Origin of the sequence: Pectobacterium parmentieri, from assembly GCF_001742145.1 — a bacterium.
Taxonomy (GTDB): Bacteria; Pseudomonadota; Gammaproteobacteria; order Enterobacterales; family Enterobacteriaceae; genus Pectobacterium; species Pectobacterium parmentieri.
Map to the genome: position 1 here is coordinate 780,017 of NZ_CP015749.1, position 22,977 is coordinate 802,993.

At 50.5% G+C, this 22,977-nt stretch carries 17 protein-coding genes and 1 tRNA gene; 6 read left to right on the forward strand and 12 right to left on the reverse strand.

Going from position 1 to position 22,977, the window contains the following annotated elements:
* The 3 genes from A8F97_RS03400 to A8F97_RS03410 form a co-directional block, all read right to left on the reverse strand.
* Complete coding sequence (locus A8F97_RS03400; RefSeq protein WP_014700663.1) at positions 1–1,152, reverse strand: Gfo/Idh/MocA family protein; 1,152 nt, start codon at positions 1,150–1,152, stop codon at positions 1–3.
* Positions 1,149–2,219: a sugar phosphate isomerase/epimerase family protein gene (locus tag A8F97_RS03405; RefSeq protein WP_014700662.1), complete on the reverse strand. Its 1,071-nt coding sequence runs from the start codon at positions 2,217–2,219 to the stop codon at positions 1,149–1,151. The genes A8F97_RS03400 and A8F97_RS03405 overlap by 4 nt, the downstream gene beginning before the upstream one ends.
* Before the next feature lie 136 nt (positions 2,220–2,355).
* Complete coding sequence (locus A8F97_RS03410; RefSeq protein WP_014700661.1) at positions 2,356–3,600, reverse strand: MFS transporter; 1,245 nt, start codon at positions 3,598–3,600, stop codon at positions 2,356–2,358.
* Positions 3,601–3,787: 187 nt separating this feature from the next.
* On the opposite strand from A8F97_RS03410, the gene glk reads away from it, so the two are divergent.
* Positions 3,788–4,753 carry a glucokinase gene (gene glk / locus A8F97_RS03415; protein ID WP_033071778.1) on the forward strand — a complete coding sequence of 322 codons (966 nt, stop codon included), beginning with the start codon at positions 3,788–3,790 and terminating at the stop codon, positions 4,751–4,753.
* Between the two features lie 69 nt (positions 4,754–4,822).
* On the opposite strand, the gene A8F97_RS03420 is transcribed toward glk, so the two are convergent.
* Positions 4,823–5,644: a pyridoxal phosphatase gene (locus tag A8F97_RS03420; protein WP_014700659.1), complete on the reverse strand. Its 822-nt coding sequence runs from the start codon at positions 5,642–5,644 to the stop codon at positions 4,823–4,825.
* A gap of 270 nt (positions 5,645–5,914) precedes the next feature.
* Here A8F97_RS03420 and A8F97_RS03425 point away from each other — a divergent pair.
* Together A8F97_RS03425 and A8F97_RS03430 are read left to right on the forward strand one after the other, a co-directional pair.
* Positions 5,915–6,002: transfer RNA gene (locus A8F97_RS03425), tRNA-Ser, on the forward strand.
* Positions 6,003–6,338: 336 nt separating this feature from the next.
* Positions 6,339–6,815, forward strand: a complete 477-nt coding sequence (locus A8F97_RS03430; RefSeq protein WP_015730877.1) for a DUF2569 family protein — start codon at positions 6,339–6,341, stop codon at positions 6,813–6,815.
* A gap of 467 nt (positions 6,816–7,282) precedes the next feature.
* Here A8F97_RS03430 and A8F97_RS03435 read toward each other — a convergent pair whose 3' ends face one another.
* Complete coding sequence (locus A8F97_RS03435) at positions 7,283–7,684, reverse strand: H-NS family histone-like protein (protein ID WP_014700658.1); 402 nt, start codon at positions 7,682–7,684, stop codon at positions 7,283–7,285.
* A 1,046-nt stretch (positions 7,685–8,730) separates the two neighbouring features.
* Between A8F97_RS03435 and pgl the strand changes: the two genes are divergently transcribed.
* Positions 8,731–9,729, forward strand: coding sequence for a 6-phosphogluconolactonase (pgl, locus tag A8F97_RS03440; protein WP_033071777.1), 999 nt, complete (start codon positions 8,731–8,733; stop codon positions 9,727–9,729).
* A 36-nt stretch (positions 9,730–9,765) separates the two neighbouring features.
* On the opposite strand, the gene A8F97_RS03445 is transcribed toward pgl, so the two are convergent.
* The 7 genes from A8F97_RS03445 to metG all read right to left on the reverse strand — a co-directional run bounded on the left by A8F97_RS03445 (position 9,766) and on the right by metG (position 20,789).
* Complete coding sequence (locus A8F97_RS03445) at positions 9,766–11,085, reverse strand: esterase-like activity of phytase family protein (protein WP_050512688.1); 1,320 nt, start codon at positions 11,083–11,085, stop codon at positions 9,766–9,768.
* Between the two features lie 188 nt (positions 11,086–11,273).
* Positions 11,274–12,524: an LVIVD repeat-containing protein gene (locus tag A8F97_RS03450; RefSeq protein ID WP_033071775.1), complete on the reverse strand. Its 1,251-nt coding sequence runs from the start codon at positions 12,522–12,524 to the stop codon at positions 11,274–11,276.
* 14 nt (positions 12,525–12,538) lie between these two features.
* Positions 12,539–13,615: a sugar ABC transporter substrate-binding protein gene (locus tag A8F97_RS03455; protein WP_025918704.1), complete on the reverse strand. Its 1,077-nt coding sequence runs from the start codon at positions 13,613–13,615 to the stop codon at positions 12,539–12,541.
* A 265-nt stretch (positions 13,616–13,880) separates the two neighbouring features.
* A complete protein-coding gene (gene fdnI / locus A8F97_RS03460) occupies positions 13,881–14,516 on the reverse strand; it encodes a formate dehydrogenase-N subunit gamma (protein ID WP_014700653.1) in 636 nt (211 codons plus the stop codon).
* Positions 14,509–15,417, reverse strand: a complete 909-nt coding sequence (fdxH, locus tag A8F97_RS03465; RefSeq protein WP_014700652.1) for a formate dehydrogenase subunit beta — start codon at positions 15,415–15,417, stop codon at positions 14,509–14,511. Before fdxH ends, fdnI begins: the two co-directional genes overlap by 8 nt.
* A 12-nt stretch (positions 15,418–15,429) precedes the next feature.
* Positions 15,430–18,477 carry a formate dehydrogenase-N subunit alpha gene (gene fdnG, locus A8F97_RS03470; protein ID WP_015730873.1) on the reverse strand — a complete coding sequence of 1,016 codons (3,048 nt, stop codon included), beginning with the start codon at positions 18,475–18,477 and terminating at the stop codon, positions 15,430–15,432.
* 281 nt (positions 18,478–18,758) lie between these two features.
* Positions 18,759–20,789 carry a methionine--tRNA ligase gene (gene metG, locus A8F97_RS03475; RefSeq protein ID WP_014700650.1) on the reverse strand — a complete coding sequence of 677 codons (2,031 nt, stop codon included), beginning with the start codon at positions 20,787–20,789 and terminating at the stop codon, positions 18,759–18,761.
* 222 nt (positions 20,790–21,011) lie between these two features.
* Here metG and apbC point away from each other — a divergent pair, with 222 nt between their 5' ends.
* A complete protein-coding gene (apbC, locus tag A8F97_RS03480; protein ID WP_014700649.1) occupies positions 21,012–22,121 on the forward strand; it encodes an iron-sulfur cluster carrier protein ApbC in 1,110 nt (369 codons plus the stop codon).
* A gap of 188 nt (positions 22,122–22,309) precedes the next feature.
* Positions 22,310–22,951 (forward strand): uridine kinase, encoded by a 642-nt coding sequence (gene udk / locus A8F97_RS03485; protein ID WP_014700648.1) that lies wholly within the window; start codon positions 22,310–22,312, stop codon positions 22,949–22,951.
* Positions 22,952–22,977: the final 26 nt, after the last annotated feature.

A 22,977-nucleotide genomic window follows, 5' to 3' on the forward strand; every position in this document is an offset into this window, starting at 1 on the left:
TTATTTGGCGACCTTCACCCACGTTTGTTGCTGATGGCTTTGCACGATGGCGTCAATGATAAACATGATGTTCGCACCGTCGTAGAAGGTAGCGAAATTGAACGGATCGACGCCCGGTTGCTTGCCGTCGCGCAGATAGCTGTAAAAATTCGCCATCATATTCTTGAACGCATCCGGCCAGCCCTCGATATGCCCGCCGGGGAAATGGACCGCGGCGGCGGCTTCTGGATTCAGCAACGCCGGATCGTCCGACAACAGTTGATTTGGCTTATCACGATGGCCAATCCATAACTGCTGAGGCGTTTCCTGATCCCAAGCCAGCGATCGTTCACTGCCATTGACTTCAAATGTAAGGCGGTTTTTCCGGCCAGCGCTGACCTGAGAAACGGTAAACGATCCGCGACTGCCATCATCAAAACGTAGCAACACGGTCGCGTAATCCTCGGTTTTGACCGGTTTATCGTCGTACTCGAGTGGTGTGTCGGATGAGGAGAACGTGGCAGTGCCATTCCGATTGGATTTGCGTACCGGATGGACGATAGCGAAATCGGCGAGAACCTCGACAATTCTTCGGCCGGAAATAAACTGTACCGTGTCGCACCAGTGTGAACCGATATCGGCCACTGCGCGGGAAATGCCGCCATACTCCGGTTCAACGCGCCAGTTATAGTCGGTGTCGCGCAGCATCCAGTCTTGCAGATAGCCGCCGTGTACTGCAAAGAGGCGGCCGATCTCCTGACGCTTAATCATGCTGGCGGCCTGCTGCACCATGCCAAACTGGCGATAGACAAAACTGACGCCGTGGACAACACCCTTTTCTTCTGCTAGTGCGACCAGTTCACGCGCTTCTTCGCTGGTCATACACAGCGGTTTTTCTGAAAAGACGTGCTTGCCAGCCTGAATAATCTGCTTATTGATCGCCGCATGGAGGTGGTTTGGCGTGCAGTTGTGGATCGCGTCAATATCTGGATGGTTTAACAAATCAGCGACACTGCCGTAGGCATGAGGAATATTTAACTGGCGAGCTTTCTGCTGAGCGACATCCAGCGAGTTTTCCGCCAACGCCACCACATCGACAAAACCGAGGCGACGAATCGCTTCTATATGTGCCGGGCCGATAAAACCGGAACCAATAATGCCAACGCGGATCATTCTGTGTCTTCCTCTTTTAATCCCAACATTTTTCTTACCAACGGACGATCGTCGCTGGTGGCGGCGAAATCGTCAAAGGCGCGCTGAGCGACAGGGATAATGTGGCGATTGATGAATGCCGCACCTTCTTTCGCCCCGCAGTTGCTGTCTTTCAGGCAGCATTCCCACTCAAGCACCGCCCAGCCGTCGTAATCGTATTGGGCAAGTTTGCTGAAGATCGCGCCAAAATCGATCTGACCATCCCCCGGTGACCGGAAGCGTCCGGCACGTTCCGCCCATGACTGATAGCCACCATAGACGCCGCTTTTGCTCGATGGGGTAAATTCTGCATCTTTCACATGAAACGCTTTGATTCGCGCATGGTAGCGATCGATAAAGCCAAGGTAGTCCATCTGCTGCAAATGCATATGGCTCGGATCGTAAAGAATATTGGCGCGCGGGTGATGATTGACGACATCAAGGAAGCGTTCAAAGGTTACGCCGTCGTGTAAATCTTCTCCAGGGTGCAGCTCGTAACACACATCCACGCCGTGCTCGTCAAAACAGTCAAGGATCGGCGTCCACAGTCGGCCGAGTTCTTTAAAGGCCTCTTGAATCAGGGCGTCTTTACGCGGTGGCCACGGATAAAAATAGGGCCAGGCCAGCGCGCCAGAAAATGTGGCGTGGGCGTTGAGCCCTAAGCGTGAAGAGGCTTTTGCTGCCTGCTTTATCGCTGCGATGGCCCACTGTTGGCGAGCCTGTGGATTGCGGCGGTAGGCCGGTGGGGCGAAATCGTCAAAGGCAGCGTCATACGCAGGGTGGACGGCGACAAGCTGTCCTTCCAGATGGGTCGACAGTTCGCTGATGGTCAGCCCATGTTGTGCCAATAGGCCTTTCACCTCATCGCAGTACGTTTGGCTGTCGGCAGCCGTGACGAGATTGAATATATGCGGATGGTTACAGGGAATTTGCAGCGCTTTAAAACCTAATTCGGCTGCCCATTGCGCCAGATTTTCCAGCGAGTTAAAGGGAGCCTGATCGCCAATATACTGGGCGAGAAAAATACCCGGTCCTTTTAACGTTTTCATTATTACCTCCTTTGACAACGGGTTGTGGTCATGAATACCGTTGCACGATTGCGATAGCAGTAGTGGAAAATGTGTAAGGATGAGGTGCCATAGGCGACCTCATCCTTTTTCTCCTTAAATAATCCGTATCAGACGGTTAGGCGTGCTCTTCTTTATATTTGAAGGAGAAGAGGAAAATGACAGCGATGATTGCTGCGGCAACCGCAGGGATCCACCAGAACGTCGCCCAGATTTCGGGAGCGTTTAACGTACCGTTGTCGAAGAGGCGGTTGTAAATCGCGCCAGAAACCTGCGATCCCAGTAGCATGCCGATCCCGTAGGTGAACAGAACCACCAGACTCTGTGCCTGACCTTTGATTTTTTCTCCGGCGATGCGGTCGGTGTAGATGAAGCCAATGACGAAGAAGAAGTCATAGCAAACGCCGTGCAGCAGGATGCCGATGTAGAGCAGCCAGCGTGTTTCTTCATTCACGCCCATGGCGAAGAGGGCATAGCGCACGAACCACGCCACCATGCCGATGAACAGCATGTATTTCACACCCAGCTTTCTAAACAGCAGCGGGATGATCAGCATAAAGACGATTTCGGACATCTGACCAAACGACATGGCGGTGCTGACGTCGCTGATGCCCGCATTGCTCAGGAAGGACGCGGTGTAAGCATAATAGGTGCCTAGCGGAATGGAGATCAGCATGGCGCAGATGGCAAATACCAGAAAATGGCCTTTCTTCAGCAGCGCGAACGCATCGGCACAGAACAAATCGCGCACTGCCAGCGGCAAGCCTTTTGCCGGGGCTGGGGTATGCGGTAGCGTCAGACTGTAGGCCGCCAGAATGGCGGAGCACGCCGCAGCGACGTAGAAAATATTGACGCTTGCGGAGATGCCTGCCGTCCCGATGCAGACTCCGGCAACGATCCAACCGATGGTGCCGAAGACCCGCACAACCGGAAAGCTTTTTTCACTGTTAGTCAGGTTATGGAACGCGATGTTGTTGGTTAATGCCAGCGTTGGCATAAAGCACAGCGTGTAGGCGAACAGCAGGATCAGTAGCTGTGAGCCGTCTTCGTTGATCAACGCGGTTGGTACAAACCACAGGATGACCGCGCCGATGAGGTGCAGCAGCGCCATGACTTTTTGCGATGGGAAGAAGCGGTCAACCACCATGCCCAGCACAAACGGAGAAAGGATCGAAGCGATCGGCCCAGCGGAGAAGGCGTCGCCAATCATGGCGGCCAAATTATACTGTGTCATAACCAGACCTAGGGTGACTGACCATGAACCCCAGATGAAGAACTCTAAGAACATCATGAGCGACAGTCTGGGAACCACGAAGGTCGGCTGTAACGATTTGGTAGCTGTGTTTTCAGATGAAGAAACCATGCGGTATCCCTCTTAAAAGTAATCGATTACAATTTGTGTTTTAAGAATGTAATCGATTACTTTTAACTTAACCGCAGCTTTTAGCCATAAATGAGATCCTTATCACTAGAAAGTTATATAGCCATAGCGTAGCGGGCTGTTTTCGCGCAATGATCGGGTATCTGTTTTGCTTGAGGGGAAAAGAAGAATGACGCACTTTGTTCTAGTGGGCGACGTTGGTGGCACCAATACGCGTTTGGCGCTGTGTGACGCCATGACAGGCGAATTGTCGCAAATCGAAACGTATTCTGGGTTGGATTTTCCTTCTCTGGAAGGGGCGATCCGTGATTATCTCGATTCTCGGCAGGCCACGGTACAGGATTCCTGTATCGCGATTGCCTGCCCGATTACCGGTGACTGGGTGGCGATGACGAATCACACCTGGGCATTTTCCATTGCTGAAATGAAAGCGAGTCTGGGTTTACGCCATTTTGAGGTCATCAACGATTTTACTGCTGTTTCCATGGCGGTTCCGGTGCTGGGGCGTGAGAGTTTGCTCCAGTTCGGTGGCGGGGAACCGGTGCCGGGTAAGCCCGTCGCTGTGTATGGTGCAGGCACCGGGCTGGGGGTTGCTCACCTGGTTCATGTCGCCAACCAATGGATCAGCTTGCCGGGTGAAGGCGGACATGTAGATTTCGCGGCCAATAGCGATGAAGAAGACCATATTCTCGCTATTCTGCGCCAATCATTAGGACATGTTTCCGCGGAGCGCTTGCTGTCCGGGCAGGGGCTGGTAAATATTTACCGTGCCATCGTGCAGTCTGACGATCGCACGCCGGAGGCGCTGGAGCCGAAGGATATTACCGAACGGGCGGTCAATAATACGGATGTGGATTGTCGCCGCGCGCTCTCGCTTTTCTGCGTCATCATGGGGCGCTTCGGTGGCAATCTGGCGTTAAATTTAGGCACATTTGGTGGGGTGTATATTGCTGGCGGCATCGTACCGCGCTTTCTTGAATTTTTTAAAGCTTCTGGCTTTCGTGCGGCTTTTGAAGACAAAGGGCGATTTAAAGGCTATATGCAAGATATCCCTGTGTACCTGATTACCCATGAGCAGCCGGGGTTAATGGGGGCGGGAGCTTACCTGCGACAGGTGTTGGGTAGCGCGCTATAAGTCAGTCTGGTCGTCGAACGCAATCAGGAAAGGCGATGCTTCTTGCCTGCCTGATTGCGCCATTATTGGTTATGCCAGAATACGGGTACGGATAACCTCTGCGATGCTGGGTTCTTCATTGCTGCCAATCACCAGATCGGCTCGCGCCTTGATTTCATCGGCGCTGTTGCCCATGGCAACACCCAATCCAACACCTTCCAGCATGCTGATATCATTAAAGTTATCGCCGAATGCCACGACGTCTTTCATACTGATGCCCTGTTCGCCAAGCCATTGCTGAAGCAACTTACCTTTGCTGTTGCCGGTTTGGGCGATATCAACCTGATCCTGCCATGACCACTCGCAGGCCAGTCCGAGCTGCTTTTCCACTTCTGCGGCGAAATGGTTCAGTGTGGGGATATCGGTATGCGTGGTCGCAAATTTCCAGATGGCGCGGGAGGCTTCCGTCTGGCACAACAGATTTTCCACCTGTGCAAAACGAGGGCGCTGCGGTTCCGGCAATGTGGAAGCCCATGCCAGCGTGCGAACCACATGCCCTGTAGAGTACTGATAATACATGTCGTCATCGGCATACATCAGGCCATGAATATCAAATTCCTCTAGCAGTGCGATGACATTTTTTGCCTGTTCGACAGAGAGCGGATTGGTATGTGACGTTTTGCTCTGCTGGTAATCATAGACATAGGTGCCATTGCAGCAGATCGCTGGCGTATCCAACTGCAATCCCTGATAAAAAGGGTGGATCGCTGAGTGGTGGCGTCCCGTGACGATCATCACTTTTATGCCTTGCTGACGGGCTAGCGCGAGTGCGCTAAGGGATTCGGGGAGGATTTTTTTCTGTTGATTCAATAGGGTACCATCAAGATCAAGCGCAATTACTCGGTAGGTCATCGTTGTCTCGCAAATAAAAATGTGGGTATCGAATGCGTCTTACGATAAAGGACGCGGCGAAAAATAGACAGACAACAATGGATAAATGTGTCTCACGTCATGTGGTGAAGAAGTGCCGGCGCTGCGAGGAGAAATAAGGATAACTGGACGGATTGGTAATGCCACTGTTTATTTTCTATGCTTTCAACAGGTTGTCATCTATTTTTTAAGCAATTGACCACAACGCCGCTTTACAACGCGCGGCGTACTGTTTATAGTGCGCGTCATTGCGGAGGAGTGGCCGAGTGGTTGAAGGCACCGGTCTTGAAAACCGGCGACGCGAAAGTGTTCTAGAGTTCGAATCTCTACTCCTCCGCCAAAAATTCAACGGGTTAGCTTAGGCTAGCCCGTTTTCGTTTCTGAGTCCGTTCTGGCAAAATTCGGTTCCAAAATCCTCAATCACAACCAGCCCCGATTTTCACTGACATTGATGCTGTTAATGTGACCCCCTGCGTTAACTTTATGAACCTCTGGTATACCAAAACTGCATTTGCTCATGCATTCTATAACCAAATGATGGAAGAGGCGTCACCCGGTTATTTGCTGCGAATGAAAAACCGAGCACGTAAAGACGGAAATCAGCGTTTTTGGTAGGAACCTGGTGATACCACTCCAGACAGATAGCTGGGTTTAAGTCGAGTATTTGGGGATTAACATGACTAGAGATAGGTCGCTTTCTGGTGTTGCGGGTTGGCTTAGGTTTTTAGTAATAATAATTTTTATTGGTGGGGCATTGCACATCTTAGTTAGCATCGGAGGCTTAGAGTGGAAAGACCTTGAAAGAGAAAGCCCTGAGTTAATATATCACTCTGGATTTCAGAATTTTCAGATGGCTGACAGAGTGGTAGGCTTTTTATCTGGCGCCGTTTTGCTTTATGCTGGGTTTCTTCTTTTAAAGAGAAAGGTTATTGGCACCGTAATATCTGTAAAGCTGATTATCGGTGTTGTTTTCCCTTTTCTTATTTTGGTTAGGTATATTGTATCCCCTTATTTATTTTTAGGGATGCCCCCCAGCGAGGCTTTAGCGGTCGACTCTGACATACCTAAAGACATAGCCAGAACTTTCATTTGGGCGGCCATTTGGGTTTCGTATCTACACCGATCTGATAGAGTAAAGAACACATATCAATAGTCAGAAAACCGACCACCCATCCATATCATCATAGCCTCATGTTTATCATGGGGCTTTTTATTATGTACAGACTCGCCCTGAATAGCGTTGACACGTTCCAGTCTTAAATCCAGAGATTGATGCTATCATATGGTGGTTTCATCTTGATTCGTCAAGCCAAAAAGGAATGGAACTGCGCTTAATGAGAGCTTTGTTGTAAGCCTCAAGTTGGTGATTCTGAACTTTCGTTTATCCACGTGTTGCCCATCATCATACATAGGGTAGTGGTTTTGAAAAAATAGTGTGACATCCGAATGGTAATGGTATTACCCAGCAGATGCCAATGACGGAACGTCAGAGGGAAGTATTAAATTCGTAAAGCGTTGGCGAAGAATATCAAGGTCGTTCATTATTTAAAGATTCAGAATCATGAATCTTTATTCAGCCTGCAACCCTGTAGTAAACAGGATTGCAGGCTGATATGTTCATCAGATCTCAAAATCTTCCAGCTTTTTACCGTTCTCAAGCGCCGCAGCAATCGCTTTAGGAGTACGGCCCTGACCAGTCCATAACTTTTCATTGCCATTTTCATCAACATATTTGTATTTGGCAGGACGAGGTTCACGTTTGGCTTTTGTTGATTTGTTAGCCGAAGGGGTGCCGAGAAGTTCAGACGGATCTATACCATCCTCAAGAAGTTGAGCACGAAGCGCATCAATTTTGGCCTGACGTTCAGCATTCTGTTGCTGTGTGCTGGCTTCTTCTTCACGGCGATCTTGAACGATGACCGTAAGCTTTTCTAGCATTTCTTCCAATGTTGCCAGATCGATTTCACGCGCTTGGGCACGTAGAGTACGAATATTGTTTAATACTTTTAAAGCTTCACTCATGATTTATTATCCCGATGGTTATTTATCGAATTAATCATAAATCCTATGCGTTAATTTAGCAACATTAAAAAATAAAATAATACCTCAAGCACGTGTCAACAAAAAATAAATTGGTTATCTCCTGAGGGTACATAAAAATCTCAGGCGGTATTATGTCATTCAATAAAAAAGAGTGTGTGTTTATTAATCGCAAGCTGTTTCTCTGGGCTAGCGCCACCAGTTAGTGGTGTTTTTAACGCACCGATAGGTAGCGCGTATTCGTTGGGGTATAACCAGATATACGCTAAGGCTAGTGTTCTAAAGCTCACCTTAAAAAAGATGTCTGATAAATCTTGTGCAATATTAGCAACGTAATTAGCGGGGAAATATTTTGAAATATTGAACAACAATCAATAACGTGTCGTTATCGCCGCTTGCTTATCGAACCATATGGAACGGAAACTATGTGGTCGCCGATAAAACAGTAACACTGTGCAAATCAGGAAAAGTAACACGATCGTATTTTAACAATCGGTAACAGGAATGATTAAATGAAGATGCTTTTTAGATTACAAGATGACTGGCCTGAGAATGTAAAAGAGCTGAAACCAGCTAAATATGATCAAAATGAAATCCCTTGATGTGGCAAAAAATGATTCTTTTTACATGAATCCATCAGCGCAACACGTTTAGGCCAGCGTATTTCACGCTGACAAGTCGCTCCTACTTTATCTGCCAATTGATGCGCTAATGCATGTTCGATAACTTCTTGCTGGTGTGATGTGATTTCACTTGCTCAATCATGAACGGTGGTTCCTGTGCTTGCGTTGGAATACCTTTCAGTTGGTGAAGGACATTCATTATTGCTGCACCATCAATGCCCGTTAGCTAAATCAGTCATTACTTAAATCAATAGTAGCCTTGCAATGTCACTGTAGAATAGAGTGATTGGTCATCTATGGTATACCGCGCGTCAGGTTGAGCCAGTTCGCTATCCTTTCAATGAACCTCTACCTCTTTTGAGCCTTCCTGCGCCACCACATTCGAGTGAAATTAAGGAGAATACGATGCAGCAAGTTGTTTATGTCGCTAGCCCGGAAAGCCAGCAAATCCATGTTTGGCAGCTCGGTGTCCAAGGAAATCTGACATTATTGCAAACCGTTGAAGTGCCGGGACAGGTTCAGCCGATGGTGATTGCGCCGAATAAGCGCCATCTGTATGTCGGGGTTCGTCCTGATTTCAGGGTTCTGAGCTATCGTATTGATGCACAGGGTAAATTGACGCAAGCGGGCGTCGCTTCTTTACCGGGTAGCCCGACGCACCTGTCTACCGATAACGACGGACGTTTCCTGTTCAGCGCATCTTACAGCGGTGCCTGCGTTAGCGTGAGCCCGATTGATGCTAACGGCATTGTCGGCGAGCCGATTCAGCAATTGGATGGATTGGAAGGGTGTCACTCTACCAATATCGATCCAACCAATACCGTGGTGTGGGCTCCGTGTTTGAAAGAAGACCGTATTCGTTTGTACGATCTGGCAGTAGCAGGTGAATTGAGCGTACATCGCCAGGCAGAAATGACAACGGTAACAGGTGCGGGTCCGCGCCATATGGCTTTCCACCCGAATCAGCGTTTTGCTTATTGTGTGAATGAACTGGACAGCTCAGTCGATGTGTATCAGTTGGATGCAGCCAGCGGCGATTTACAGAAAGTGCAAACGCTGGATGCGATGCCTGCTGGTTTCAGCGATACGCGCTGGGCAGCGGATATTCACATCACGCCGAATGGACGCTTCCTGTACATCAGCGATCGCACTGCCAGCCTGCTGAGTGTTTTCCAGGTGTCTAAAGATGGCAGCACGTTAACGTTGACCGGCCATCAGCCGACCGAAACGCAACCACGTGGTTTCAATATCGATCATACCGGTGAGTTTCTGATTTCAGCAGGGCAGAAATCTCAGCACATCGAGGTCTATCACATCGATCAGCACACGGGCAATCTGCAACCGCTGGCGCGTTACGCCGTCGGCCAAGGGCCAATGTGGGTGTCGGTGCTGGCGTTGGATTAAGTCGGTATGCTCCCCTATGAAGGGGAGCATTATGGTTTATTGGGAGAGAAAATCCTTTACGTCTAGCAGGATAAACTCATTATCATCCGCCGCATTGGGCTGACGACTGGATGAGAATGGGAAGTTATTGTCATTGCCGACGATGATATGGCGGTCATCAACAACATCGACGTTTTCGATCGTCATAAACGGGAAGGTGAATACACCCTGCATTAGCGGTTTGCGTGCCAGATGGTTGGGATCTTGAATGTTCATGAGGTCGAGGTAAGCTGATTTATCGACAGGTTTACCCACATTGTCATCTGAGAACCCCACTTTGTAGATTCGCTTAAAGCGGGCTGGCGCACTGAAACAGTCCGTGGTTGTGGTACCTGCCTGACAGGCTTTGTCCATTGTGCCTTCGTTGCTGTCACGTTCGATGATTAACCCCTGCCGATCGTCAATCATGTTGAAATCGCCGATCGCGTTCTGGTTATCTTCCAGCACGTATTGCCAGCTACGACCTGTCCAGATTTGTTTTTTAACATCAAACTCCAGAACGCGCAGATAACGTTTACCCGCGATATTCTCATACTCCTGGCGTGCGCTGTCCCATAATGCGCCTTCTAGCAGTGGGTACAGTTTTGAACCATCTTTTGATACCGCCATGCCTTCAAAGCCTTTAGAGCGAGACACCTGAAAGCTCGGTTTGCCGTCTGGCGTGCCGGGGGAAGGCTGTGTTGCATTGTCTGGCGATTTCACCATTTTGCCATCAACATAGGTATCGAATACCGCTTGTACTTTTCCTGTCAGATCCGTTTTGATGAGATAAGGGCCGAATTCCTCACCAATCCATAAGCTGCCATCTGCAAATTGAAAACTTTCCGGGTCGAAGTCGGCACCGGTAAGATAGCGCTTATCTGTGCTTTCGTTGACGATATGGAACGGCACTCGTTTATCGGGATCGTGCAGGAACACCGTTTCCAAGCGATTCGCGGTATTGTTCTTAAAATCCATTTGGTAGTGATTCAGGTACAAAAGCGAGTCGGGAGAATTCGCTTTGGTGCCATAGCCATTGTCTGTCAGCACCCAATAGGTGCCATCAGGCATATGTTTGATACCAGAATGGCCTTGCAGCGGTTGCCCTTCAACGGGAAGCGAAAGCCCCGTTAACCGATCCGCAGATTTTGCCGGCACGCTGTTTAGCGTCGTGACGCGTGAACCCGTCGTGTATTTACCGCTGATTTTCATATCCGCTGGGGCATCATTGGGCGCGGGGATAAAAGATTTTGCGGGTATAACCACGTGGCCCGCTAATTCAGCCGTAGAGGCGGTAGTTGCCGATGTCTGCGTGGCAAATGAATGATTCAATCCCATAAGTGTGAAAAGTGCCAGCGTTGGCCAACGGAGGGGGAAACGGTGATACGTTCTCATTACGATTCCTTTTTGGGTCATGGTGAATAAGCCGTAAGGTTAGCCACTATAGAAATCGACAATGACAGCAGTATGAAAACAGGCGCGGCATACTGATGCCGCGCCTAGGGGTAAGAAGAAGATGAAAGAGCTTAGCCCCGGTATTCGATAATCGACAAACCTGCGTTGTAGTCCGTGCTATAGATGATGCCATCGGCATCCACAAACACATCGCAAGACTGAATAATCTGCGGTCTGCCGGGGCGTTTATCGACCATTCTGGTTGGCGCAGCAGGCACGAGTGCGCCTGTTTCTTTTGGCTGATATGGATTACTGATGTCGTAAGCGCGCACTCCTGCATTTTGATAAGTGGCGAAAATCAGTGACGAACTAATGAAGCTGCCAGGCCGATTTTCATGCAGGTTATGTGGGCCAAAGTGTGCGCCTTTTTTCACATAATCTGCCTCTTTCGGCTGTGGAAAGGTGGAGATGCTCACCGGATTGCTCGGATCACGAATATCGAACACCCAAATCAATTTTTCGCCATCTTCCTGATTATCCAACACGGCTTCATCCAATACGACCAACAGATCGCGGTCCGGCAGCGGTAGCGCAGTGTGTGTACCACCGCCAAACGGTGGGCTCCAGTTACGGTGGCTGATGAGCTGCGGGTTGGTGCGATCGCTGACGTCCAACAGCGTCAAGCCACCATCGCGCCAGCTTCCGTAGGCGGTGTCGCCGCTAATGATGGCATGGTGAAGTGCATAACGTTTACCTTCCGGCCAGCTTGCGGTCTCTCCGCCTGCGGTATGCATGCCGGGTAACCAGTAACGCCCGGCTACTTCCGGGCGCTGCGGATCGGCCAGATCGATAGTCAGAAAGATGTAGTCACTGTAGCCATCGAGCAGAGCGGAGACATAGGCCCAACGCCCACCCACGTACCAGATGCGGTGAATGCCGATGCCGTCTAGCGGCAGAAAGCTGATTTCACGTGGTTTATCCGGCATAGAGATATCGAAAATCCGTAATCCGGCACTCCAGCTTTTGCCTTGCTGTTTAGTACTGACCGTCTCAGCGACGGAGCGGGTGTAGTAGACCTTTTCCTCGGCGAAGCTGGCGTCGGCAAATAAGTCGCGCGCGTTGACGACGAGTAACAGGTCATCGTGAGTTTGCAGATGGATATTCCAGGTGCCGGGCGGGGCAGTAATAAACCCCGCTGGCTTGGGATTCTTGGCATCGCGCACATCCACAATCGACACACCTTGTGAAACCATATGCCCGATGTAAGCATAGCCGCGATGGACCATTACCTGCACACCATCGGGTCTGCCACCCTGATCGCTGTGTCCAATCAGCCGCATATTGCGGCTGTAATCGGGTGTGGGCAGAGGTGTCGATGCCATGAGTTATCTCCGTATTATTTCGCCTGTTTGGCTTCCAGTGTAGCAAACCACGGTGCGATAAAATCATCCGTATGGCCCCAGCCTGGGATGATTTTTGCCAGTCCGGCGACGTTGACCGCACCCGGCTGGCTGGCTAACAGCGCCTGTGGAATTGCAGCGGCACGGAACTCGTAGGTGGCTGGCGTCGGTTCACCAGCAATTTTGTTGGCAACCAGACGCAGGTTCACTTTACCAATCAGCTTAGGATCGACAGCCACGCTGACTTTCCACGGGCTGCTCGCTTCGCGCATCAGTTGTAAGTCCTGATTGGAGATATCGATGCTGTACAGTTTGATTTCAGTCCGACCATTTTCTTTCAGGGCTTTATAAGCACCTTGGCTGAAGGCATCCCACGAGCCCCAGATCGCATCAATCTTGCCTTTAGGGTATTTCGCCAGTACTGCACCGACTTTGTTGGCGGTATCACCCTGTACGTCAGAGGAGACAGCACCAATTGATTCCAGTTCCTTGATGCCGGGGTTGGCTTTCAGGATCTGTTGATAAGCGAGTTGGCGGCGTTCCATCGGCGGGAAGCCAGCGACCCACAGTTTGATGATGTTGGCGTTACCGTTGAAATCCTTCACCAGTTGGCCGAGTGATTCGTTAGTGAGCGAGGCGTCATCCTGCTGTGTGACGGTTACGCCTGGAATTTCGCCGTTCACGGCGGTATCAAACACGGAAACGGCAATGCCGCTGTCGACGATGCGCTTAATCAAATCGCTAGAGTAGGGATCGCGGCCCTGCGACAGGATGATGCCATCATATTTCTGGCTAATCGCCTGATTTACGAAATCCTGAAAACGAGCATCATCGCCGTTGCTTAGGAACGTGCTGACCTTGAAGCCCAACTTTTTACCTTCTTCGAGCACGCCGGAAACGAACTGGGTCGTGTTGTCATCCGATCCCAGATTGCGGATAACAGCGATACGAACCGGGCCACTATGATTGGCGATCGCTGCCGGAACGGGAGCAATGGTGGCGCTCTGATTAGCCAGTGCCGGTAATGCGGTCAGTAAGCTCAATGCAAGCAGGGCGGGCGTAAATTTCTTCATTATCAGCTCCATGGCGTTTTATAAATTGATGTTGTGTCGATGACAGTATTGTTATGTAGTTTGCGTCACTACGTTATAGCTGTCTTTATGTCTGGATGTCTATTTAAAAATAATACTGCATCATGGCTATCGAGTGATAGCCGAGAAAGAGGGGGAAGTTATGACGTTTGGATTTAAGTTATAACGATTTGTACTGACTGCGGATGAAAAGAAAAATGCCCGCAAGGCGGGCATTTGAGGAAAGCAATGGAGTGGAAAGAGTGAATTATTTCTTTGTTTCTTTCTCTTCCATTTCACGCGCCCAGCGTGGGTGGTGTTTACTCGCCCAGCGTTTGGAGACTTTGCCTTCAATCATGCCTTTAATCGAGCCTTTAACCCAGAATGCCATGTACATGTGGATCAGGATGGCATGGATCAGCACGATAGCCGCAGCCGCGTGAATCAGAATGGCATAGCGCACGACATCAATTGGGAACAGGTGAGCAAAGTAAGGACGCCACATGATAACCCCAGTGATCAGCAGAACCAGCGTCAGCCCCATGATGCTCCAGAACATCATTTTCTGGCCAGGGTTGTATTTACCCACCTGAGCCACTTCGTGTTCATTGCCTTTCAACACTTCAATAATGTTGAGAAACCACGGCAGATCGCGCTTCTTCGGAATGTTATGACTAACAAAGCGGAAGAACATCGGAATCAGGCAGATGACGATCAATACGCCAAAAAACGGATGCAAAATACGTCCCATTTGCGGCGTACCAAACGTCTGCGTCAGCCATTGCAGGGTCGGGAAGAACAAAGCAATCCCTGAGAGTGCGACCAGGAAAAAGCTAATCACCACAATCCAGTGACAGATGCGATCGATAAACTTGGTACGCAAAATCATTTTTGGTTTACTCATGTTTGTCTCCCCCTTCTTTGTCTTCTCCCTCATGTTCATGCTCCATTTCCTCGGTGTTTGGACCCACACCGATGTAGTGGAACATTAACCCGGCGAACGTAGCGACAAACCCTAATGCAGAGAGCGGCTTCAGAATGCCTTTCCACAGATTGACCGGCGTAGAAATCTGCGGGTCATCCGGCAGGTTGTGGTAGAGCGATGGTCTGTCTGCGTGGTGCAGAACATACATCACGTGCGTACCGCCGACGCCCTGCGGGTCGTAGAGACCTGCGTGCTCGTAACCACGGCTTTTCAGGTCGGCAATGCGTTCTTCCGCCAGATGCTTCATTTCTTCTTTCGTACCGAAACGAATAGCACCGGTTGGACAGGTTTTCACACAGGCTGGTTCTTGCCCAACGCTGACTCTGTCGACGCACAGTGTACATTTATAGACGCGGTTATCTTCTTTATTCAGACGAGGAATATTGAACGGGCAACCGGCGATGCAATAGCCGCAGCCGATACAATTTTCAGACTGAAAATCGACGATACCATTGGCGTACTGGATCACGGCACCGGCGGAAGGACAAGCTTTCAAACAGCCAGGATCGCTACAGTGCATACAGCCATCTTTACGGATCAGCCATTCCAGACGATCGTTCTCTTCCACTTCGGAAAAGCGCATCAGCGTCCAGGATTTGGCGCTCAGATCCGCGGGGTTATCATAAACCCCGAGGTTATGACCGACTTCATCACGAATGTCATTCCACTCTGAACAGGCCACCTGACAGCCTTTACAGCCGATACAGGTGGTGACATCGATCAGTTTTGCCACTTCGCTTTTGTCATTACGTACATGCGGAGGCGGTGTAAAGCCGTTGGTGGCCGAACGTTTGATAATATCTTGTGATTGCATTGACATAGTTGGCTACCCTTACACCTTCTCTACATTAACCAAAAACGCTTTATATTCAGGCGTTTGTGAATTAGCGTCGCCGACGCTCGGGGTGAGTGTATTAGCCAGGAACCCTTTACGCGTGGTTCCCTCATAGCCCCAGTGGCAGGGAATACCAACGGTTTCCACGCTGCGCCCGGCAATTTCCAGCGTTTTGATACGCTTGGTCACCACTGCTTTGGCTTTGATGTAGCCACGCTGACAGGAGACTTTGACTTCATCGCCTGCTTTAATGCCTTTGATCTTCGCCAGATTTTCGCCAATTTCCACAAACTGTTCGGGCTGCACAATCGCGTTCAGACGTGCGTGTTTCGTCCAATGGCGGAACAGTTCGGTAATGGCATATGTCGTTGCCACGTAAGGGAAATCCTTTGCGGTGCCCATGGTTTTCGCATCGCGTGCGAACAGGCGTGTCACCGGGCTGGAAATCACTGAAGGGTGTAGCGGGTTAGTACCGATAGGTGACTCGACCGGCTCGTAATGCTCAGGGAATGGCCCATCTACCAGTTTGTCGGTGGAGAACAGACGCGCCAGACCTTCCGGTAGCATAATGAACGGCCCAGTGTCTGCGCCCGGCGGTACGGTGGCGGCGAAATCAGGCACATCAATGCCTTGCCATTTCTTGCCATTCCATTCCAACAGTTTGCGTTTGCTGTCCCATGGCTTGCCTTGCAGGTCGGCGGAGGCGCGGTTGTAGAGAATGCGGCGATTTTGTGGCCAGGACCATGACCAGTTTGGTGTACAGCCCAGACCGGCATCAGCATTATCGCGTTTATCCATCTGGTTACCGGCTTCCGTCCAGCTACCGGCGTAGATCCAGCAGAAACTTGACGTTGTGCCGTCATCACGCAGTTGTGAGAAATCAGCAAGCTGCTGGCCCTTTTTCAGGATCAGTTTACCGCTGTCGTCGTAAATGTCCGCCAGCGCCATACCGTTGGCTTCGCGGGCAATTTCTTCCGGCGACGGATCTTCTGGGTCTTTATAGTTCCAGTTGATGTTCATCAACGGATCGGAATAAGCACCGCCTTCTTCGTTATACAACTCACGCAGGCGCATCAGCAGCTTGCCGAGGATTTTCCCGTCGTGGCGGGCTTCTCCTGGTGGCTCAGCCGCCGCCCAGTGCCATTGCAACCAGCGGCCTGAGTTGGCGATAGAACCATTTTCTTCGGCAAAGCAGGAAGAAGGTAGACGGAAGACCTCAGTCTGAATGGACTTCGTATCCACATCATTGAATTCGCCGTAGTTTTGCCAGAACGTGGACGTTTCTGTGACCAGCGGATCGATGACAACCATATACTTGAGTTTGGAGAGCGCTTCGGTCGCTTTGTTCTTGTTGGAGAACGCGGCAACAGGGTTAAAGCCTTGAACGATGTAACCGTTCATTTTGCCTTCAACCATCAGTTCGGTTTGCACCATAACGTCGTAGCTACGATCCCACTTCGGCAACCAGTCATAACCCCAGTTATTCGAAGCCTGTGCGTTATCACCATAGAAGCTCTTCATCATACTGATAAAGAATTTTGGCGTGTTTTTCCAGTAGTTAACCTGATCGGGTAGTACGGCGGTTGGCGTGATTTGTCCCAGATAGGTTTTCAGATCCGGCTGCTTTTCTGACGGCAGTGGCATATAGCCCGGCAGGTTTGTCGTCAGTAGCCCGAGGTCGGTATAGCCCTGAATATTGGAGTGACCGCGCAGGGCGTTGATACCGCCACCCGCCATACCAATATTGCCCAGCAGAAGCTGGATCATGCCTGCTGTGCGGATGATTTGCGCACCGTTGGTGTGGTGCGTCCAGCCCAGCGCGTACATGAAGGTTGCCGTTTTATCTGGCACACAAGTTTCAGCCAGCGTGCGGCAAATTTCTTCATAGTCTTTGGCTGATGTTCCGCACAGGGACGTCACCATTTCCAGCGTATAGCGGGAGACGTGTTTTTTCAGTAGATTCCAGACGCAGCGCGGGTGGGACAACGAGTTATCGCGTTTGGCGAAACCAGATTCATCAAGCTCATACTGCCAACTGGACTTGTCGTACTGGCGTTTTTGTTCGTCGTAACCGCTGAACAACCCTTCATCGAAGCTGAAATCATCGCGCACGATCAAGCTGGCGTTGGTGTAAGACACCACGTATTCGCGGTGAATTTTATTGTTCGTAATAAGGTAGTTAACGATGCCGAGTAGGAAAGCAGCGTCTGAACCTGCGCGAAGCGGGGCATAAAGATCGGCAACGGCAGCGGAGCGGTTAAAGCGCGGATCAACAACAATCAGTTTCGCATTGTTGTGTGTTTTCGCTTCAACGGCCCATTTGAAACCTACCGGGTGTGCTTCTGCCGGGTTGCCGCCCATCACGATAATGACGTTGGCGTTTTTGATATCCACCCAGTTGTTGGTCATCGCACCGCGGCCAAATGTTGGTGCCAGTGCGGCAACGGTTGGCCCGTGACACAAACGGGCCTGACAGTCGATAGCCACCATGCCGAGTGCGCGGGCAAATTTTTGGTCGAGAATACCGGTTTCGTTGCTGGCGGCAGAAGAGCACAGCATACCGGTAGTCAGCCAGCGGTTGACGATTTCGCCTTTCGCGTTGGTGCGTTGGAAGTTAGCGTCTCGGTCCGCTTTCATCAGACGTGCGATACGTTCAATCGCGTCGTCCCAACTGATTCGTTGCCACTTGTCTGAACCTGGCGCGCGGTATTCAGGGTAGAGCAGGCGGTTTTCGCTGTGGATGTAGTCGACCAGGCCCGCACCTTTCGGGCAAAGGGAGCCGCGGCTGACCGGATGGTCTGCATCGCCTTCAATGTGAAAAACGGAGGGTTTTACATTCTTTGCACCATCGCCCAGGCTATACATGAGCACACCACAACCGACCGAGCAGTATGTACAGTTGTTACGTGTCTCTTTCGCCCGCAACAATTTGTATTGACGGACTGATGCCATTGCTTCTGTGGGTGTAAAGCCCAATACCGCGAGAGTGGTTCCAGCCATCCCTCCCGCGCAAACTTTAAAGAAACCTCTTCTATTGAGTTGCATTAGTTTCCCTGTGTAATTATGTGTCATTTTTGTTGCGAGCAATTTAACAACACATAAAATGTGGGCTTTGCGCAAAATCAAAATTTACGTATTTAAATGCCCATTACACCTACAAAGAGGTATATTTTTTATTCGTTATATATTGTAATGCATAACGATTTTGTTATTTCATGGTTACAAACTATGCAAAGCAACGAGGCAATTGGAGGGAGATCAGCGGGTATTTGTGGAGGAATTGTTGCAAAAAAAAAGCCGGATAAGAATCCGGCTTGATGGGGTTGTTATTTGACCTGCATGCCAGGCTGTGCGCCGCTGTCTGGACTCAGCAGGAAGATATCTTTCCCGCCAGGGCCGGCTGCCATTACCATACCTTCCGATATACCGAAGCGCATTTTGCGCGCAGCCAGATTGGCGACCATCACGGTTAAACGGCCCTCCAGCTTAGCCGGATCGGGATAAGCCTCACGAATGCCGGAGAAGACTTGACGGGTTTCGCCGCCTAAATCCAACGTTAGACGTAATAGCTTGTCAGAACCCTCAACCAATTCGGCCTGCTTAATCAGTGCGATACGCATATCAACTTTAGCAAAATCGTCAAAGTTAATGGTGTCCTGCACCGGGTTATCTGCCAATGGGCCGGACACGGCTTTTTGTGTGGTGACCATGTCTTCTTTAGAGGCATCAACCATTGCGCTGACTTTATCCAGATCGATGCGATTGAATAGTGCTTTGAATGGATTGACCTGATGGTTCAGCAGCGGGGTAGCGATCGCATCCCAGCTCAGTTCCGTGTTCAAAAACGCTTCGGTACGCTGTGCCAGCGAAGGCAGAACCGGCTTCAGGTACGTCATTAATACGCGGAACAGGTTAATGCCCATTGAGCAAATGGCTTGTAGGTCGGCATCCCGACCTTCGGCTTTCGCCACTACCCACGGTGCCTGCTCGTCAACATAGCGGTTGGCGATATCCGCCAGTGCCATGATCTCACGAATGGCACGCCCGGATTCACGACTGTTGTAAGCTTCCGCAATGCTGGCGGCGGCGTCGGTGAAGGTTTTGTACAGATCAGGATCGACCAGTTTGTCCGCCAGTTTGCCGTCAAAGCGTTTACTGATGAAACCTGCATTACGTGACGCCAGATTCACGACTTTATTCACGATGTCCGCATTCACTCGCTGGACGAAATCTTCCAGATTGAGGTCGATGTCATCAATGCGAGAAGACAGTTTGGCTGCGTAGTAATAGCGTAGGCAATCGGCATCCAAATGTTGCAGATACGTGCCCGCTTTAATGAAGGTGCCGCGTGATTTAGACATCTTGGCACCGTTGACTGTGACATAGCCATGAACGAACAGATTCGTCGGCTTACGGAAACCGCTGCCTTCCAGCATTGCCGGCCAGAACAAGCTGTGGAAATAAACGATGTCTTTACCGATAAAGTGGTACAAATCCGCGTCTGAGTCTTTCTTCCAAAAATCATCAAAATTCAGATCGCCACGTTTGTCGCACAGGTTCTTGAACGAGCCCATGTAGCCGATTGGCGCATCCAGCCAGACGTAAAAATATTTGCCCGGAGCATCAGGGACTTCAAACCCAAAATACGGCGCATCGCGGGTAATGTCCCACTGTTGCAGACCCGAATCGAACCATTCCTGCATCTTGTTGGCAACCTGCTCTTGCAATGCGCCAGAACGTGTCCAGGCTTGTAGCATGTCGCTGAACGCAGGCAGATCGAAGAAGAAGTGTTCTGATTCGCGCATCTCCGGCGTCGCACCAGAAACCGCGGACTTCGGTTCGATCAGCTCTGTTGGGCTATAGGTTGCGCCACACACTTCACAGTTATCGCCATATTGTTCGGCTGCCTTACATTTCGGGCAGGTGCCTTTCACGAAACGATCCGGCAGGAACATGCCTTTCTCTGGATCGTACAACTGGGAAATCGTGCGGTTTTTAATAAAACCGTTCTCTTTCAGACGACGATAAATCAGGCCTGACAACTCACGATTCTCTTCGCTATGCGTAGAGTGGTAGTTGTCATAACTAATATTGAAACCGGCAAAGTCCTGTTGATGCTCCTGACTCATTGCCGCAATCATCTGTTCTGGCGCAATCCCCATCTGCTGCGCTTTCAGCATGATTGGTGTGCCGTGGGCGTCGTCCGCACAGATGAAGTGAACCTGGTTGCCGCGCATTCGCTGGTAACGAACCCAGATATCGGCCTGAACGTGTTCAAGCATATGACCGAGGTGAATCGAACCATTAGCGTAAGGCAGCGCGCACGTTACCAGAATTTTCTTTGCGACTTGAGTCATGAGGAACTTGCTTTCTTTTGTGAATAGAGGGAGATCGATGTTAACCGATAGCGCCTTACTGCGTAAACCGCTGGCGTGAGTAAAACGGCAGGAAACGACATGGCTGATTCTATTTTGCGTAGCGTTTCCACGTTTTTGATGCCGAAGGGCGTCAGGTGGCGATGGCTCTGATATGCTATGCACAGTCTCAACGGTCAAATATGAGAATTTCAAGGAGCCGGAATGAACGCGACAGTCCCCGAACAACGTCCTGAAGCACTGCGTGCAATGGTCACCGGGGTTTTATCTACTTTTCAGCACCCGACACTGAAAAATAACCTGACGACACTGAATGCGCTGCGCCATTGTGCGCTGTTGGATAATGTGTTGCACCTCGAACTGACGATGCCGTTTGTCTGGTTGAGCGGTTTGGCAGCCTTAAAAGAAACGGTTAGCGATGAGTTATTGCGTTTATCAGGCGCAAAGGCGGTTGAATGGCGCTTAACACATGATGTCGCTACGCTGCGCCGGGTGAACGATCAGGCTGGTGTGAAGGGCGTGAAAAATATCATTGCCGTCAGTTCTGGGAAAGGCGGCGTTGGCAAATCCAGTACGGCGGTCAATATGGCGCTGGCGTTGGCGGCTGAAGGCGCCAATGTGGGCATTCTGGATGCCGATATCTACGGGCCTTCCATTCCTACCATGTTGGGTTCGGCCAGTGAGCGCCCAACCTCGCCGGATGGGCAGCATATGGCGCCGATTATCGCGCACGGCCTGGCAACCAACTCGATTGGTTATCTGGTGACGGATGATAATGCGATGGTGTGGCGTGGGCCGATGGCCAGCAAAGCGTTATTGCAACTGTTGCAGGATACGCTTTGGCCGGATCTGGACTATCTGGTGTTAGATATGCCGCCGGGAACGGGGGATATCCAACTGACGCTGGCGCAGAATATTCCCGTCACTGGTGCGGTCGTTGTGACGACACCGCAGGATATCGCGCTGATGGATGCCATGAAAGGCATTGCGATGTTTGAAAAAGTCAGCGTGCCGGTGCTGGGTATCGTTGAGAATATGAGTGTCCATATCTGTAGCAACTGTGGGCATCTGGAGCCGATCTTTGGCACGGGCGGTGCGCAGAAGTTGGCGGAAAAATACCACTGTTCTCTGTTAGGCCAGCTTCCGCTACATATTTCCCTGCGTGAAGATCTCGATCGCGGTGAACCGACTGTGGTCAGCCAGCCGGACAGCGAATTTACTTATCTGTATCGTGAACTGGCGGGGCAGGTTGCCGCCCAGCTCTACTGGCAGGGGGACATTATTCCCGGAGAAATTTCTTTCCGAGCGTTGTAGCCCATCCGTCAGTGAGTAAAAACGCCGGGTTCTGTCCCGGCTTAAATCTGCGCCAGCCCTCAGTTCCCCTTGAGCGCAATGCATGGAAAGGGTGGCGTGAGGGCGGCTAACTCCCTATAATTGCACGTCAAAGCGCCCGTCGGCGCATTCCCCTCTCTTTTATTTATGTTAATCAGGTCGTTAATACCATGACTGATCAGTCTCACCAGTGCGTCATCATCGGGATCTCTGGAGCATCCGCTTCGGGTAAAAGTCTTATTTCCAGCACCTTATATCGCGAATTACGCGATCAGGTTGGTGATCAGCATATCGGGGTGATATCTGAGGACAGCTATTATAAAGATCAAAGCCACCTGACCATGGAAGAGCGGGTAAAAACCAACTATGACCACCCGAGTTCGATGGATCACAGCCTGCTCGTTAAGCATTTGCAAATGCTGAAAGCGGGTCAGGCTATCGAAGTCCCGCAGTACAGCTATGTCGAGCACACCCGTAAACAGGAAACGGTGCATATTGAGCTGAAAAAGGTCATTATCCTGGAAGGTATTCTGCTACTGACGGATGCACGTCTGCGTGATGAGATGAATTTCTCTATCTTTGTCGATACGCCGCTGGATATTTGCCTGCTGCGCCGCATGCGCCGCGACGTTAATGAGCGCGGGCGTTCAATGGATTCCGTGATGGAGCAGTATCAGAAGACAGTGCGCCCGATGTTCCTTCAATTCATTGAGCCTTCTAAGCAGTATGCCGATATTATCGTGCCACGTGGTGGTAAAAACCGTATTGCGATTGATATTTTGAAAGCCAAGATAAGCCAGTTCTTTGAGTAGTGGATATCTTAAATATTTCACGTTGC